10 protein-coding genes and 2 pseudogenes are annotated in these 15,047 nt (G+C 72.7%); 9 read left to right on the top strand and 3 right to left on the bottom strand.

Translation table 11 applies throughout. The annotated features are described in order from the left end of the window. Window positions 1-71 precede the first annotated feature (71 nt). On the top strand, window positions 72-1,259 hold the full coding sequence (locus AC1Z4A_RS01890; protein ID WP_483676056.1) for an acyl-CoA dehydrogenase family protein: 1,188 nt from the start codon (window positions 72-74) through the stop codon (window positions 1,257-1,259). Window positions 1,260-1,280: 21 nt separating this feature from the next. On the opposite strand, the gene AC1Z4A_RS01885 is transcribed toward AC1Z4A_RS01890, so the two are convergent. Then, window positions 1,281-1,895: a TetR/AcrR family transcriptional regulator gene (locus tag AC1Z4A_RS01885; protein WP_483676055.1), complete on the bottom strand. Its 615-nt coding sequence runs from the start codon at window positions 1,893-1,895 to the stop codon at window positions 1,281-1,283. Between the two features lie 221 nt (window positions 1,896-2,116). On the opposite strand from AC1Z4A_RS01885, the gene AC1Z4A_RS01880 reads away from it, so the two are divergent. From AC1Z4A_RS01880 to AC1Z4A_RS01865, 4 genes are read left to right on the top strand one after another with little or no spacing between them, the layout of a single operon-like run. Continuing rightward, window positions 2,117-2,674: a (2Fe-2S)-binding protein gene (locus AC1Z4A_RS01880; RefSeq protein WP_483676054.1), complete on the top strand. Its 558-nt coding sequence runs from the start codon at window positions 2,117-2,119 to the stop codon at window positions 2,672-2,674. Next, a complete protein-coding gene (locus AC1Z4A_RS01875) occupies window positions 2,671-3,663 on the top strand; it encodes an FAD binding domain-containing protein (RefSeq protein ID WP_483676053.1) in 993 nt (330 codons plus the stop codon). Before AC1Z4A_RS01880 ends, AC1Z4A_RS01875 begins: the two co-directional genes overlap by 4 nt. After that, window positions 3,660-5,816: a xanthine dehydrogenase family protein molybdopterin-binding subunit gene (locus tag AC1Z4A_RS01870; protein ID WP_483676052.1), complete on the top strand. Its 2,157-nt coding sequence runs from the start codon at window positions 3,660-3,662 to the stop codon at window positions 5,814-5,816. The genes AC1Z4A_RS01875 and AC1Z4A_RS01870 overlap by 4 nt, the downstream gene beginning before the upstream one ends. Continuing rightward, window positions 5,800-6,951, top strand: coding sequence for an XdhC family protein (locus tag AC1Z4A_RS01865; protein ID WP_483676051.1), 1,152 nt, complete (start codon window positions 5,800-5,802; stop codon window positions 6,949-6,951). The genes AC1Z4A_RS01870 and AC1Z4A_RS01865 overlap by 17 nt, the downstream gene beginning before the upstream one ends. On the opposite strand, the pseudogene AC1Z4A_RS01860 reads toward AC1Z4A_RS01865, so the two are convergent. Beyond that, window positions 6,933-9,324 (bottom strand): annotated as a pseudogene (locus AC1Z4A_RS01860) (ATP-binding cassette domain-containing protein). The gene AC1Z4A_RS01865 and the pseudogene AC1Z4A_RS01860 sit on opposite strands and share 19 nt — an antisense overlap. A 167-nt stretch (window positions 9,325-9,491) precedes the next feature. Here AC1Z4A_RS01860 and AC1Z4A_RS01855 point away from each other — a divergent pair. The 3 genes from AC1Z4A_RS01855 to AC1Z4A_RS01845 all read left to right on the top strand — a co-directional run bounded on the left by AC1Z4A_RS01855 (window position 9,492) and on the right by AC1Z4A_RS01845 (window position 10,895). Then, window positions 9,492-9,866: a helix-turn-helix transcriptional regulator gene (locus AC1Z4A_RS01855; RefSeq protein ID WP_483683477.1), complete on the top strand. Its 375-nt coding sequence runs from the start codon at window positions 9,492-9,494 to the stop codon at window positions 9,864-9,866. 10 nt (window positions 9,867-9,876) lie between these two features. Continuing rightward, entirely contained in the window at window positions 9,877-10,293 is a 417-nt protein-coding gene (locus AC1Z4A_RS01850; RefSeq protein ID WP_483676050.1) for a VOC family protein, read from the top strand. 194 nt (window positions 10,294-10,487) lie between these two features. After that, on the top strand, window positions 10,488-10,895 hold the full coding sequence (locus AC1Z4A_RS01845; protein WP_483683476.1) for a DUF7144 family membrane protein: 408 nt from the start codon (window positions 10,488-10,490) through the stop codon (window positions 10,893-10,895). 144 nt (window positions 10,896-11,039) lie between these two features. On the opposite strand, the pseudogene AC1Z4A_RS01840 reads toward AC1Z4A_RS01845, so the two are convergent. Further along, a pseudogene (locus AC1Z4A_RS01840) lies at window positions 11,040-12,041 on the bottom strand (MFS transporter); the annotation flags it as partial. A gap of 683 nt (window positions 12,042-12,724) precedes the next feature. Between AC1Z4A_RS01840 and AC1Z4A_RS01835 the strand changes: the two are divergent. Continuing rightward, window positions 12,725-15,010, top strand: coding sequence for a serine/threonine-protein kinase (locus AC1Z4A_RS01835; protein WP_483676049.1), 2,286 nt, complete (start codon window positions 12,725-12,727; stop codon window positions 15,008-15,010). The last annotated feature ends 37 nt before the right edge of the window (window positions 15,011-15,047 follow it).

Genomic DNA, 15,047 nt, shown 5'->3' with positions numbered 1-15,047 from the left:
CTCATTCCTGTAACGCGTTCTACCGTGGCGCCCGGACGGCAGGCACCGGCCGGCGACCGCAGGGAGGGCCCGTGGATCTCCAGTACACCCCGCAGCAGCAGCGCTTACGGGCGGAACTGCGCGAGTACTTCGCGGACCTGGTGCCCGACGACGCCCACACCCGGCACGCCGACCCCGTCGAGCGCAAACGGTTCTACCGCCGCACCATCCGCCGCCTCGGCGCGGACGGCCGCCTCGGGGTGGGCTGGCCCGTGGAGTACGGGGGCAGCGGCATGACCCCCATGGAACAGTTCATCTTCTTCGACGAGGCCGCACAGGCGGGCGTGCCGCTGCCGCTCATGGCGCTCAACACCGTGGGCCCCACGCTCATGGAGTACGGCACCGACGAGCAGAAGGCGTCCTTCCTTCCGGGGATCCTCTCCGGAGAGCTGGACTTCGCCATCGGCTACAGCGAGCCGGGCGCGGGCACCGACCTCGCCTCCCTCACCACCCGCGCGGTGCGCGAGGGCGACCACTACGTCGTCAACGGGCAGAAGATCTGGACGACCAACGGCGACACCGCCGACTGGGTGTGGCTCGCCGTGCGCACCGCCCCCGTCGAGGAGGGCGTCCCGCCGCACAAGGGCATCAGCATCCTCCTCGTCCCCACGACCGACCCCGGCTACTCCTGCACCCTGATCAACACCCTCGCCTCCCACGACACCACGGCGAGCTACTACGAGAACGTCAGGGTCCCCCTCCGGCACCGCGTCGGCGAGGAGAACCGGGGCTGGCGCCTCATCACCACCCAGCTCAATCACGAGCGGGTCACCCTCGCGGCCCACGGCACCACCGCGATCAGGGCCCTGCGCGACGTCCGGAACTGGGCCGCCGCCACCGAGCTCGCCGACGGCCGCCGCGTCATCGACCTCACCTGGGTGCGCGGCCTGCTCGCCCGTACGCACATCCGGCTCGACGCCATGAAGCTCCTCAACTGGCGGATGGTCGACGCCCTGCAGCGCGGCACCCTCACCCCCCAGGACGCCTCGGCCGCAAAGGTCTACGGCTCCGAGGCGCGCCGCGACGCCTGCGCCTGGCTGATGGAGGTCCTCGGCGCCGCGGGCCCCCTCAAGGAGGGCTCCGCGGGCGCCGTCCTGCACGGCGAACTGGAGCGCGGCTACCGCAGCGCCGTCATCTTCACCTTCGGGGGCGGCAACAACGAGATCCAGCGGGAGATCATCTCCTGGATCGGGCTGGGGATGCCGAGGGTGCGGCGCTGACGGTGGCCCTGCCGGGCGAGATCAGCCGTTCCCGTCGCGGCGGGCTCCGGGGGCCCCTGCCCGCAGTCCGTCCGTGACGAGGTCGAAGAGGCGCTGGACGCGCTCGTGCGCGTCGTCGTGCGTGCCGATGTGCCACAGTCCGGCAATGGCGAGCAGGAGGTCGTCGGGGGTCACCCCGGGGCGGATGGTGCCGGCCTTCTCGTTGGCCTCCAGGAGGAGGGCGACGGCGGCCGTGACCGGTGCGTGGCCCCAGCGCGCCGGAGTGGCGGGGGCGCACGTGGCCTCGCGCATCGCGTCGGCCAGTCCCGCCTTGGCGGACGCGTAGCGGGCGAGGCGGTCCAGCCACTCCCGCAGGGCCTGCTCGGGCGGCCGGGTTGCGAGCAGATGGCGGGCGGCCTCGAAGACCTGCTGGACCTCGAAGCGGTAGACCTCGAGGATGAGCGACTCCCGGTCGGGGAAGTTCCGGTAGAAGGTTCCCTGTCCGACGCCCGCCTTCTTCGCGATCGCGCTGAGCGCGACGGTGGGCGAGCGGGTCAGCTCCGCCAGGGCCACTTCCAGGATGCGCGCGCGGTTGCGCCGGGCGTCCGAGCGCCGGTGCGGGGGCTCGTCGTCCTGCTGCGGCACCCTCGTCTGCACGTGCGTCCCCTCGCCCTCTGGCCGTTCCCGGTCCGGCACCCTTGCTAAGCGGACAACTGTCCACTAAATTCGGGGTATTCAGCCAACCATCCACTACCGTTTCCGGACGACTGTCCGTTTGCAGCTCACTCTAGTGGCAGTCGAGGCCGTGGGAAACGGCCGCCGGTGGACCGGGCGCCATCCCTCCGCAGTGCTCACCCGTCATGCCGAAGAGGGCCATCATGACCGCATCGACGTCCAGCGTCGTCACCTTGCACGTCAATGGAAAACCCCACACCTTTACTGTCGACCACCGCACCACCCTGCTCGACGCGCTGCGCGAGCGGCTCGATCTGACAGGCCCCAAGAAGGGCTGCGACCAGGGCCAGTGCGGCGCCTGCACCGTGCTGCTCGACGGCCGCCGCGCCCTGGCCTGCCTGCAACTCGCCGTCGCGGCCGAAGGGCGGGCGATCACCACCATCGAGGGCGTCGCCGACGGCGACCGGCTGCATCCGGTGCAGCAGGCGTTCCTCGAACTCGACGGCTACCAGTGCGGCTTCTGCACCCCGGGGCAGATCTGCTCGGCCCTCGCGGTCCTCGAGGAGCACGCGGCGGGCTGGCCCAGTGCCGTCACCGCCGACATGCGCCCCGAGGCCGGCCCGCCCGCCCTCACCGACGAGGAGATCCGGGAGCGGATGAGCGGCAACCTGTGCCGCTGCGGCGCGTACACCTCGATCGTCCGCGCCGTCGCGCGGGCCGCGCAGGAGCAGGACGCCGAGGCCAAGGCGGTGGTGGCGTGAGGGAGTTCCGCTACCGGCGCGCCGCCGGCGTGGCCGACGCGCTCGCCCTGCTCGGGGACGAACCCGGAGCCCGCCCGCTCGGCGGCGGCACCAACCTCGTCGACCTGATGAAGACCGGGGTCGAGCGCCCCGCGCTCCTCGTCGACCTGCGCGACCTTCCCCTCGACCGGATCGAGTCCACCCCCGACGGTGGCCTGCGCATCGGCGCGACGGTCACCAACAGCGACCTGGCCGCACATCCCCAAGTGCGCCGCCGGTTCCCGGCATTGGCACAGGCCGTCCTCGCCGGTGCCTCGGGACAGCTGCGCAACATGGCCACGGTCGGCGGGAATCTGCTGCAGCGCACCCGCTGCGGCTACTTCACCGATGCGGTCGCGCCGTGCAACAAGCGCGTACCGGGCAGTGGCTGCGCCGCGCTCACGGGCGAGCACCGCAACCACGCCGTCCTCGGCTCCTCCCCGCACTGCGTGGCCGTACACCCCTCCGACATGGCGGTGGCCCTGGCCGCCTTCGACGCGGTCGTCACGTACGAAACCCTCGACGGACCGGGGGAGTTGCCGCTCGCCGAGTTCTACCGGCCGGTGGGAAGCACCCCGCATCTGGAGACCGCGCTGCCGCCCGGCGCGCTGGTCACCGGCGTCGTCCTGCCGCCGGCGCCGGTCGCCGCCGCCTCCCGCTACCGCAAAGTGCGCGAGCGCGCCTCGTACGCCTTCGCGATCGGCTCGCTCGCAGCCGCCCTCGGCGTCCGGGACGGCACCGTGCGCGAGGTGCGCCTCGCCTTCGGCGCGGTCGCCTCCCGTCCGTGGCGGGCCCGGCAGGCCGAGCGCGTCCTGACCGGGGGCCCGGCCGGGGCCGCGGCGTTCGCGGCCGCCGCCGACGCCGAACTGGCCGCCGCCAGGCCCCTGCCGCACAACGGCTACAAGCTGCCGCTGATGCGGAACCTGGTCGTCGGCGTCCTGACCGAACTCGCCGAGGAGGCCGCCCGATGACCACCGCAGCGACCACCGGAACCACGACCAGGGCCGTCGGCACGTCGCACGTCCGCCTGGAGGGCCGCGACAAGGTCACCGGAGCGGCCCGCTACGCGGCGGACTTCCCCGCCGCCGACCTCGCCCACGGCTGGATCGTGGTGTCCACCGTGGCCCGCGGCCGCATCCGCTCCGTGGCCGACGCTCCCGTCCTGACGATGCCCGGCGTGCTCGCGGTCCTGCACCACGGCAACGCGCCCCGCCTGAACGAGGACTTCGCCGGCACCTTCGGGCCCGACGCCACCGCACAGGTCCTCCAGCACGACCGCGTGCCGCACACGGGCTGGCCGGTCGCCTTCGTCGTGGCCGAGACCCCCGAACAGGCCAGGGAAGCCGCGGAGGCGCTCACCGTCACGTACGACACGGAACCGCACGACGTGGACTTCCGCCCCGGGCACCCCGGCTCCTACATGCCGGAGGCCACCGCCGTGGGCCCGGCGCGCACCGACAAGGGCGACGTGGAGGCCGAACTCGCCGCCTCCGACGTGGTGGTGGACGCCCGGTACAGCACCGCGGAGGAGCACCACAACCCGATGGAGCCGCACGCGGCCATGGCACGCTGGGACGGCGGGCGCCTCGAAGTCGTCGACGCCACCCAGGGCGCCTACGCGACCGCGCAGGACCTCGCCCAGCTCTTCGGCCTCGACCCCGCCACCGTGCACCTGCGCTCCGAGCACGTCGGCGGCGGCTTCGGCTGCAAGGCCCAGGTCCGCCCGCACCTCATCCTCGCCGTCATGGCGACCACCCTGCTCGGGCGGCCCGTCCGCGTCGCGCTCACCCGGCCCCAGATGTTCTCGCTCATCGGCCACCGCAGCCCCACCGCCCAGCGCGTCCGCCTGGGCGCCGGCACCGACGGCCGGCTGCGTGCCCTGGAGCACACGGCGCTCGCCGCCACCTCCACGGTCCGCGAGTTCGTCGAACCGAGTGCCGCGTACGGGCGTTCCATGTACGACGCGAGCGGCCACCGCACCGTCAACAGCGTGGTCCGTCTCGACGTGCCCACTCCGACCTACATGCGCGCACCGGGCGAGGCCCCCGGATCGTTCGCGCTGGAGTGCGCGCTCGACGAACTGGCCGAGCGGTGCGGTCTGGACCCGATCGTCCTGCGCGCCCGCAACGAACCCGCCGCCGGTCCCGTCTCCGGGCTTCCCTTCGCCGGGCGCCGCCTGCTCGACTGCTTCGCCGAAGGGGCCCGCCGGTTCGGCTGGTCCGAGCGCGATCCGCGGCCCGGTGTGCGCCGCGACGGCCGCTGGCTCGTCGGCACCGGCACGGCGGCGGCCACCTTCTTCACGGGCGCCTTCCCGGCGACCGCCGCCGTGACGGCCCGCGCGGACGGCACCTTCACCGTGCGCATCACCGCGGCGGACATCGGGACGGGAGCGCGTACCGCCCTGACCCAACTGGCGGCGGACGCACTGGACGTGGCGCCGGACCGGGTGCAGGTGCTCATCGGCGACAGCGACTTCGGCAACGCATGGCTGGCCGGCGGCTCCATGGGCACCCGGTCCTGGGGCTGGGCGGTCACGCTCGCGGCACGCGAGCTGCGGGAGCGCCTCGCTCTCGGCGCCGCCGTCCCGCCGGACGGCCTCACCGTGCGTTCCGACACGGAGCAGGCGCTGCGCACCCTCGCCGCGTACGAACGGCACGCGTACGGGGCGCAGTTCGCCGAGGTCGCCGTCGACCCGGGCACCGGCGAGATCCGCGTACGGCGCATGCTCGGCGTCTTCGCCGCGGGCCGGATCATCAACCCGCTGACCGCCCGCAGCCAGCTGACCGGCGGCATGATCTGGGGCCTGTCCATGGCCCTGCACGAGGAGGCCGTCCGCGACACCGCCTCGGGCGGCCTGGTCAACGCCGACTTCGCCGGCTATCACATCGCGGCCCACGCGGACGTACCCGCCATCGAGGCGGACTGGCTGGACGACCCGGACCCGGACGACCCGGTCGGGATCAAGGGCATCGGCGAGATCGGCGGAGTGGGTTCCGCGGCGGCGGTCGCCAACGCCGTCTGGCATGCGACCGGTGTCCGCCACCGGGACCTGCCGATCCGGCCCGACCGCGTCCTGATGTCCGCGGCCGCACAGAGGGAACGGGACCGTGCTGGACATAGCTGAGGAACTGGCCCGATGGGCCGCCGAGGGGCGGGACTTCGCCGTCGCCACCGTGGTGGCCGTGACCGGCAGCGCCCCGCGCGGCCCCGGTGCCGCCCTGGCCGTGGACGGCCGCGGCCGGGCCGTCGGCTCGGTCTCCGGGGGCTGTGTGGAAGCGGCGGTGTACGACCTGTGCGTCCAGGCGCTCCAGGACGGGACGGTGCTCCGGGAACGGTTCGGATACAGCGACGACGACGCCTTCGCGGTGGGCCTGACCTGCGGCGGCACCATCGAGGTGGTGGCCGCCGCGTTCCCCGCGGCCGCACCGGGCCGGGCCGTGCTCGCCCGGGCGCTGGCGGCGGCCGCCCGCGGCGAGGCGGTGGCCCTGGCCCGGGTCGTCCGCGGCCCGGCCGGACTCCAGGACGGGATGCTGCTCGTCCGGCCCGACGGATCGTCCGAGGGCGGCCTCGGCGGACGGCCGGAGCTGGACCGCACGGCCGCGGCCGAGGCGCATGCGCTGCTCGGCGCGAGCCGCACCGGCACCGTCGAGCTGTCGCAGGACGGAGCGCACTGCCCCGGCGGGGTGACGCTCCTGGTCGAGCCGAGCCTCGAGCCACCGCGCCTGATCGTCTTCGGGGCGGTCGACTTCACGGCGGCGCTGGTCCGGGTCGGCAAGTTCCTCGGCTACCACGTCACCGTGTGCGACGCGCGCCCCGTGTTCGCCACGGCGGACCGCTTCCCCGAGGCGGACGCCGTCGTGGTCGACTGGCCGCACCGCTACCTGCGCCGCACCGCCACCGACGCGCGGACCGTGCTGTGCGTCCTCACCCACGACGCCAAGTTCGACGTGCCGCTGCTGCGGGTCGCCCTGCGCCTTCCGGTCGCCTTCGTCGGCGCGATGGGCTCGCGCCGGACCCATGCCGACCGGGTCCGGCGGTTGCGCGAAGCCGGCGTCGGCGACATCGAGCTGGCCCGGTTGCGCGCACCCATCGGCCTGGACCTGGGCGGACGCACGGCGCAGGAGACGGCGCTGTCCATCGCCGCGGAGATCGTCGCCGCACGGCACGGCGGCACGGGCCTCCCGCTCACCGCGACCCGCACGGCGATCCACCACGCCCCGGACACACCGGCACGCGCCGGTCAGTGCGCGCCGACGTAAGCCGCGAGGTGCTCGCCGGTGAGGGTGGTACGGGCGGCGACGAGGTCGGCGGGCGTGCCCTCGAAGACGATCCGGCCGCCGTCATGGCCGGCGCCGGGCCCGAGGTCGATGATCCAGTCGGCGTGCGCCATCACCGCCTGGTGGTGCTCCACGACGATGACCGACTTACCGGAGTCGACGAGCCGGTCGAGCAGGCCGAGCAGCTGCTCGACGTCGGCGAGGTGCAGGCCGGCCGTCGGTTCGTCGAGCACGTAGATGCCGCCCTTGTCCGCCATGTGCGTGGCCAGCTTGAGCCGCTGCCGCTCGCCGCCGGACAGCGTGGTGAGCGGCTGGCCGATGCCGAGGTAGCCGAGCCCGACGTCGGCGAGCCGCTCCAGGATCCTGTGCGCGGCCGGGGTGCGCGCCTCCCCGGCGCCGAAGAACTCCTCGGCCTCGGTCACCGGCATCGCGAGCACCTCGCTGATGTCGCGGCCGCCGAGGCGGTAGTCGAGGACCGATGCCTCGAACCGCTTCCCCTCGCACTCCTCGCAGGTGGTGGCCACGTCGGCCATCATCGCCAGGTCGGTGTAGACGACTCCGGCGCCGTTGCAGGTGGGGCAGGCGCCCTCGGAGTTGGCGCTGAACAGCGCCGGCTTCACGCCGTTGGCCTTCGCGAACGCCTTGCGGATCGGGTCGAGCAGTCCGGTGTACGTCGCCGGGTTGCTCCGCCTGGAGCCGCGGATGGGCGCCTGGTCGACCGACACCACGCCCTCCGAGGCGGGGACGGAACCGTGGATCAGCGAACTCTTGCCGGAGCCGGCGACTCCGGTGATCACGCAGAGCACCCCGAGCGGGACGTCGACGTCGACGCCGCGCAGGTTGTGCGTCGTCGCGCCGCGGATCGGCAGCTTGCCGGTGGACGTCCGCACCGTCTCCTTGAGGGAGGCCCGGTCGTCGAAGTGGCGGCCGGTGACGGTGCCGCCGGCCCGCAGCCCCTCGACGGTGCCCTCGAAGCAGACGGTGCCGCCCTCCGCGCCGGCGCCGGGGCCGAGGTCGACGACATGGTCGGCGATCGCGATCACCTCCGGCTTGTGCTCCACGACGAGCACCGTGTTGCCCTTGTCCCGCAGCCGCAGCAGCAGGTCGTTCATCCGCTGGATGTCGTGGGGGTGCAGGCCCGTGGTGGGCTCGTCGAAGATGTAGGTGGTGTCGGTGAGCGGGGAGCCGAGGTGGCGGACCATCTTGACGCGCTGCGCCTCGCCGCCCGACAGCGTGCCCGACGGCCGGTCGAGCGGAGAGGTAGCCGAGGCCGATCTCCGTGAACGAATCGAGGCTGTGCCGGAGCTTGGCGAGCAGCGGCGCCACCGAGGGCTCGTCGAGGCCGCGGACCCATGCGGCCAGGTCGCTGATCTGCATCGCACAGGCGTCGGCGATGCCGATCCCCTTGATCTTCGACGACCGGGCCCCCTCGCCGAGCCGGGTGCCCTCGCACTCGGGGCAGGTGGTGAAGGTGACCGCCCGGTCCACGAACTCCCGGATGTGCGGCTGCATCGCCTCCCGGTCCTTGGAGAGCATCGACTTCCGGATCCGCGGGATCAGCCCCTCGTAGGTCATGTTGATGCCCGCGATCTTCATCCTGGTCGGCTCGCGGTGGAGAAAGTCGTGCAGCTCCCTCTTCGTGAACTTGCGGATCGGCTTGTCCGGGTCGTAGAAGCCCGACTCGCTGTAGAGCCGGTAGTTCCAGCCGCCCGCCTTGTAGCCGGGGACGGTGAGCGCACCCTCGGCGAGCGACTTGGAGTCGTCGTAGAGCCGGGTGAGATCGAGATCGGTGACCGTGCCCCGGCCCTCGCAGCGCGGGCACATGCCGCCGGTGCGCGTGAAGGTCACCTTCTCGGCCTTGCTCGCACCGCGCTCGACGGTGATCGCGCCGCTCGCCCGGACCGAGGGGACGTTGAAGGCGAACGCGCTGGGCGGGCCGATGTGCGGCTCACCGAGCCGGCTGAAGAGGATGCGCAGCATCGCGTTGGCGTCGGTGACGGTGCCCACCGTGGAGCGCGGGTCGGCGCCCATCCGCTGCTGGTCGACGACGATCGCGGTCGTCAGCCCTTCGAGGACGTCGACCTCGGGCCGCGCGAGCGTCGGCATGAAGCCCTGCACGAAGGCGCTGTAGGTCTCGTTGATCAGCCGCTGCGACTCCGCCGCGATCGTGTCGAACACCAGTGAGCTCTTGCCCGAGCCGGAGACGCCCGTGAACACCGTCAGGCGGCGCTTGGGGATCTCGATGCCGACGTCCTTGAGGTTGTTCTCGCGCGCGCCGTGCACGCGGATCAGATCGTGGCTGTCGGCGATGTGCGGGGCAGGCGGCCGCGTGTCCGTCCTCTTGGCCTTGCTCATCGTGTCTCCGTCCGTCGGGCGCCGCCTTCGTGGTCTCCGCAAGGCTAGGCGTGCCCGGCGACCGGCGCTTCTCCATTCCTGATCGGTCTGCTCACCCGTGGGAAACTGAACAGGTGAGAAGCCAGGACCTCGACGACCTCGTCCGGCTGCGGCGCGCCCGCGACCGGATGGACCGCGACTACGCCCAGCCGCTCGACGTCCCGGCCCTGGCGCGCGGCGCCCTGATGTCGCCGGGCCACTTCTCCCGCAGCTTCCGCGCCGCGTTCGGCGAGACGCCGTACAGCTACCTGATGACCCGCCGCATCGAGCGGGCCAAGGCGCTGCTGCGGCGCGGCGACCTCACGGTGACCGAGGTCTGCTTCGAGGTCGGCTGTACGTCGCTGGGGTCGTTCAGCTCGCGCTTCACCCAGCTGGTCGGCGAGAGCCCGAGCGCCTACCGGGCCCGGAGCCATGATCACAGCGCCGCCGTCCCGCCGTGCATCGCCAAGATGTACACGCGACCGGTCAGGAACGGAGAAGCGAAACCCGCCGCCCGGCCCTAGCGTGAACGGCATGGACATCAAGCTTTCCCAATGTTTCATCGCCGTCGACGACCACGACAAGGCGCTGGCCTTCTACCGCGACGTGCTCGGCTTCGAGGTGCGCAACGACGTCGCGTTCGAGGGGATGCGCTGGGTGACCGTCGGGTCCCCCTCGCAGCCGGACGTCAACATCGTCCTGGAGCCGCCCCTCGCCGACCCGAACGCCTCCCCGGCCGACCGGCAGACCATGGCGGAGCTGATGGCCAAGGGCCTGCTGCGCGGCGTCATCTTCGCGACGGACGACTGCGACGCCGCCTTCGAGCGCATCAGCACCGCGGGCGGCGAGGTGCTCCAGGAGCCGATGGACCAGCCCTACGGCGTCCGCGATTGCGCGTTCCGCGACCCCGCCGGCAACATGCTGCGCTTCACCCAGCCCCTCGCCAAGTGAGCTTTCGCGGGCCCCCGACCTGTCCGTCGGCACCGTCCGTCAGCGGACGGACGCCGGCAGTGAAGACAGGCCCGGGGGCCCGCGTGCGATCACGGACGGGAGGGGCTGACGATGGAAGGGAGCGGCCCGGTACGCCCGAGCCACGAAAGGCGCGTCCGGCGCCTCGGGCCACACGCAGGCAAAGGAGAGCGATCATGGTGTCCGCTCCCGATCTCGACACCCGAAAGTGCAAGGCCGCCACCGGCCTCACGGTATTCGCGGCCGTGATGATCCTCATCGCGGGATTCCTGAACCTCTTCCGCGGCATCATGGCCATACTCCACAACGCGGTGTACGTGAAGACCCCCGACTACGTCTTCAAGTTCAGCCTGGCGGGCTGGGGCTGGGTGCACCTGCTCCTCGGCATCGCGGCAATCATGATCGGCGTCGGCCTGTTCAGGATCTGCCTGTGGGCCAGAATCCTGGGCGTGGCCATCGCGGCGCTGATCCTGATCGCCAACTTCCTTTCCATTCCCTACTACCCGCTGTGGTCGATCGTGCTCATGGCCCTGTGCGCCTTCGTCATCTGGGGCCTGTGCACGGTGCACGAGGAAGAGCCCTGACCGTCCCGGAGCCGGGGGTCCGACAGCCCCGGCATCTCGGTGACGAACCGGAGGACCGGTCGGTCGGGGTCTTCCACCACGCCTTCGAGCAGGGTCAGGAAACGCGCGGTGATCCGCTCCGCTGAGCGCCGACGAGCCGGCCACCAGCGTCAGTGTCATAAACGCGGACATGGATTGCGGGCGGAGTCCCGGGGGCGTGCGTTTGGTCTGAAGGGCGGTGGTGGGGCCTTCGACGAATCCCATGAACAGCCCGCCCAGGAACAGCACGGACCCGAATGTCACCACATGCAGGTCGATGACGGCGACCCAGAGCACCAGGGATTCGGCCACGGCGCCCACGATCATCTGCCTGGTCGGTTTGACGGACTTCATCAAGGGGATTGTCAGCCCGTTTCCCGCGACGGCTCCCACGCCGAATACGGCGAGCAATGCACCCATGATGCGCGGGTCGTCGTCATAACGGGAGAACGCCAGGATGGGGATGGCCGCGAAAACGCATTGCCATGCCATCTCGAAGGCGATATTGGCCACCGTCCACAATCGCAGGACCGGTTCCCGCCACAGGAATCGGATGCCGGCCAGTAATTCGCCCCGGCCGGAGGTCGCGGGGGCGGCCTCGCCGGTCCGTACGAAGAGGGAGATCAGGAGGAACGAGACCAGGAAGCTGCCCGCGTCGATCCAGAGCACCTTCTGCGCGCCGAAGGCCGCGACCAGGACGCCGCCGAGCGGGGCGCCCACCAGCAGGGTCACCCGGTTCGCCGCCACCAGCAGGGTGTTGCTGCGGGCCAGCAGACGCTCGTCGTCGCCGACGAGTTCGGGGAGCAGCACCCGCTGGGAGGCGTAGTACGGCGTGAAGAAGCCGCCGATCAGGAAGACGAGCACCAGCAGCACCGGGAAGGTGAGCCGGTCCAGCCAGTGCAGCAGCGGCACCAGCCCGATGAGCACGGCCCGCGACCCGTCGGCCAGGCGCATGAAGGTGCGCGTCTCCAGCCGGGCCGCGAGCGCCCCTCCCGGTATGCCCCACAGGGCCATGGACAGCATCTGGATCGCCAGCACCAGACTCATGCGCGCCACGGATCCCGTGGTGGCCAGAACGAACCACGGCAGGGCGACCCGGGTCACCAGCGACCCCGATACCGAGACCATCTCGGCACCGAGCAGGGCTAAGAGCGGTCCCGTATTCTTGGGCATCATCAATTCACAGATCGCGGGTATAGCCCCGGTCAAGTTCGATCGCCGGGAGTCGGCCTGTGATCCAACTCACCTGCGCCGCAAGCGGGTTGAGCGGTCGCTCCGGCTTTACAGCGAGTACTTCCTGAGCGGCCATGAGACGTCGGCGTCATCGCACCTATCGCTGTCATGTCCCGACGGTTCGGGGGCGAGGATTCGGCGAAATTGTCGAACTCGGAGAGTGCAACCGACGTTCCGGGCCTCGTCGCGCTGTTCGCGGAGGGCGCCGGGTCTACCGCCGACGGGACACGTACTTCTTTTGCCCCCCCTGGTCTGATCACGGGCCTGCCCGGCGTGCGATCCGGCCATGGAGCGCGCAATGGATTTCATGCGCGCCCCACTGCCTCCCTGCGCCCTTCGTCGGCCCGAACGGATCGCACCGCCCCGGCAGGCGTCACCCGTCGCCCGCGCATCACCGGCACGACGCCTCGCGCCCTTCCCGGGACCGTACGCAGGCAACTCCCGCCCGGCGGCGTGCCGCGGGCGGCGGTCCGGTGCGGGGGCGGCGGGCCTTCGTCGGCCTACAAGCCGCACAGGCAGGCCGTCATACTTGAGGGGCCGGGGGAGGCACGGCCAATCGACGGGGGCGGCGGCACAGCATGGCGGACACCAGGCTGATCCAGGGCCGGTACCAGCTGCTCGACCTGATCGGGCGGGGTGGGATGGGCGAGGTGTGGCGGGCCCGCGACGAGTCGCTCGGCCGGCATGTGGCGGTCAAGTGCCTCAAGCCCATAGGGCGTCAGCACGAGCAGTCGTACCTGCGCGTGCTGCGCGAGCGGTTCCGGCGCGAGGCGCGCGTCGCGGCCTCGCTCCAGCACCGCGGCATCACCGTCGTGCACGACTTCGGGGAGTCCGAGGGCGTGCTCTACCTCGTCATGGAGCTGCTCGACGGACGCAACCTCAGCCAGCTGCTGGAGGACAACAAGCAGCACCCGCTGTCCGTGCCCGAGGTCGTCGAGATCGCCGAACAGGTCGGCGCCGCCCTCGCCTACACCCACCGGCAGGGCATCGTGCACCGTGACCTCAAGCCCGCCAACATCGTCCGCCTCGCCGACGGCACCGTGAAGATATGCGACTTCGGCATCGCGCGCCTCGGTCACGACATCGGCTTCTCCGCCCGGCTCACCGGCACCGGAATCGCCATGGGCACCCCCCACTACATGTCACCCGAGCAGATCGGCGCCGGGAGCGTCGACCACCGCAGCGACCTGTACTCGCTGGGCTGCGTGCTGTACGAGATCGCCACCGGCGCCCCGCCCTTCGACATGGACGACGCCTGGGCCGTGCTCGTCGGTCACCGGGACACCCCGCCCCGGCCGCCCCGGGAGCTGCGGCGCGAACTCCCCGCCCCCTTCGAGCGCATCGTCCTGGACCTGCTCGCCAAGGACCCCGAGGACCGGCCGGAGGACGCCGCCGAGCTGGTCCGGCGGCTCGGCGAGCTGAGCCCGCCGCGGGCGCTCACCGTGCCCCGGATGCCGCCCCGCACGCTGCCCGAGGGCCGCCCCCGGCCGGTACGGGCGTACGTCCGGCTGCCCGATCCGCCCCGGCTGCCGGGCTGGGCCCGGGACATGACCACCGGCTCCAAGGCGGCCGGCGCGGGCCCGGTCCCGCCGCCCGACCCCGCCGCCGCCCTCACCGGCACCTGGACCGGGCCCTGGCAGGAGGGCCGGGCGGGGCCGGGCGGCCCGCCGGAGCCCCGCACCACCGGGAGCGAGCGGCCGCCGCCCCCGGAACTGCTCGCCGAACTCACCGGGCGGCACAGCGAAGGGCTGCGCCTGGCCCGGCTCGACCGCTGGGCCGAGGCCGGCGAGGCGCTCCAGGCCGTCGTCGCCGGGCGCGAGCGGCTGCTGGGCGCGGACCACCCGGACACCCTCGCCAGCCGGTACGAGGCGGGCTTCGCCCTGAGCCGGCTGGGCCGGCCGCGCGACGCGCTGCGCGAGTTCTCGCTGACCGCGGCCGGCCGGGAGCGGGCGCTGGGCCCCGAGCACCCCGACACGCTCGCCGCACGCCAGGAGACCGCCTACGTCCTCGGCCAGCTCGGCCTGCACTTCGAGGCCCACCAGGTGTACGTGGCCGTGCTGGCCGCCCGCGAGCGCGTCATGGGCCCCGACCACCCCGACACCCTGCGCTGCCGCCACAACCTGGCGTTCAACCTGAGCAGACTCGGACGGCTCGAGGAGTCGTACGGCATGGCGCGCGACGTCGCGGCCGCCCGCGCCCGGGTGCTGGGGCCCGAGCACCCGGACACGCTCGTCACCCGCTACGAGGTCGGCTACGCCCTCGGCCAGCTGGGCCGCTGGACGGAGGCGCTGCACACCTACCAGGAGGTGGCCGCCGTCCGCGCCCGGGTGCTCGGCCCCGACGACCCGGACACCCTGGCCGCCCGGTACGAGGCGGGCATCTGCCTCGGCCGGCTGGGCCGCAGCGCGGAGGCCCTGGAGCTGTACCGCGAGCTGGTCGAGGACCGGGCCCGCGCCCAGGGCCCGGCGCACCCCGACACGCTGCGCGCCCGGCACGGGCTCGGGGTCAACCTGGGCCGCCTGGGCCGCTGGGAGGAGGCCCTGGCCGAGGCGCGCGACGTGTGCGCGATCCGCGCCCGCGTGCTGGGCGCCGACCACCCGGACACCCTGGTCAGCCGCCGGGAGGTGGCGGTCGGGCTCGGCTGGCTCGGCCGCTGGAGCGACGCCCTGGCCGTCTACCGGGACGTGGCCCAGGCCCGGCAGCGGGTGCTGGGCGCGGACCACCCCGACGCCCTGGCCAGCCGGCACGACGAGGCCCACTGCCTGGAGCAGCTGGGCCGCTCCACCGAGGCCGTCGAGCTGTACCGGCAGGTCGCGGCGCTGCGCCGGACCCGCGCCGTCCGGGGCCGGCAGCACCGGAGCTGACGACTCCGCAGCCGATGACCCCCTGTAGCTGACGGTT

It is taken from the genome of Streptomyces sp. 17_S59, from assembly GCF_056930295.1.
This window is presented reverse-complemented; position numbering and strand designations above follow the sequence as displayed.

Excerpts from the sequence above, each read along its gene's own strand:
- AC1Z4A_RS01880 (WP_483676054.1), top strand. The coding sequence starts at position 2,117 with ATGACCGCATCGACGTCCAGCGTCGTCACCTTGCACGTCAATGGAAAA.
- AC1Z4A_RS01870 (WP_483676052.1), top strand. The coding sequence starts at position 3,660 with ATGACCACCGCAGCGACCACCGGAACCACGACCAGGGCCGTCGGCACG.
- AC1Z4A_RS01855 (WP_483683477.1), top strand. The coding sequence starts at position 9,492 with ATGGACCGCGACTACGCCCAGCCGCTCGACGTCCCGGCCCTGGCGCGC.
- AC1Z4A_RS01850 (WP_483676050.1), top strand. The coding sequence starts at position 9,877 with ATGGACATCAAGCTTTCCCAATGTTTCATCGCCGTCGACGACCACGAC.
- AC1Z4A_RS01845 (WP_483683476.1), top strand. The coding sequence starts at position 10,488 with ATGGTGTCCGCTCCCGATCTCGACACCCGAAAGTGCAAGGCCGCCACC.
- AC1Z4A_RS01835 (WP_483676049.1), top strand. The coding sequence starts at position 12,725 with ATGGCGGACACCAGGCTGATCCAGGGCCGGTACCAGCTGCTCGACCTG.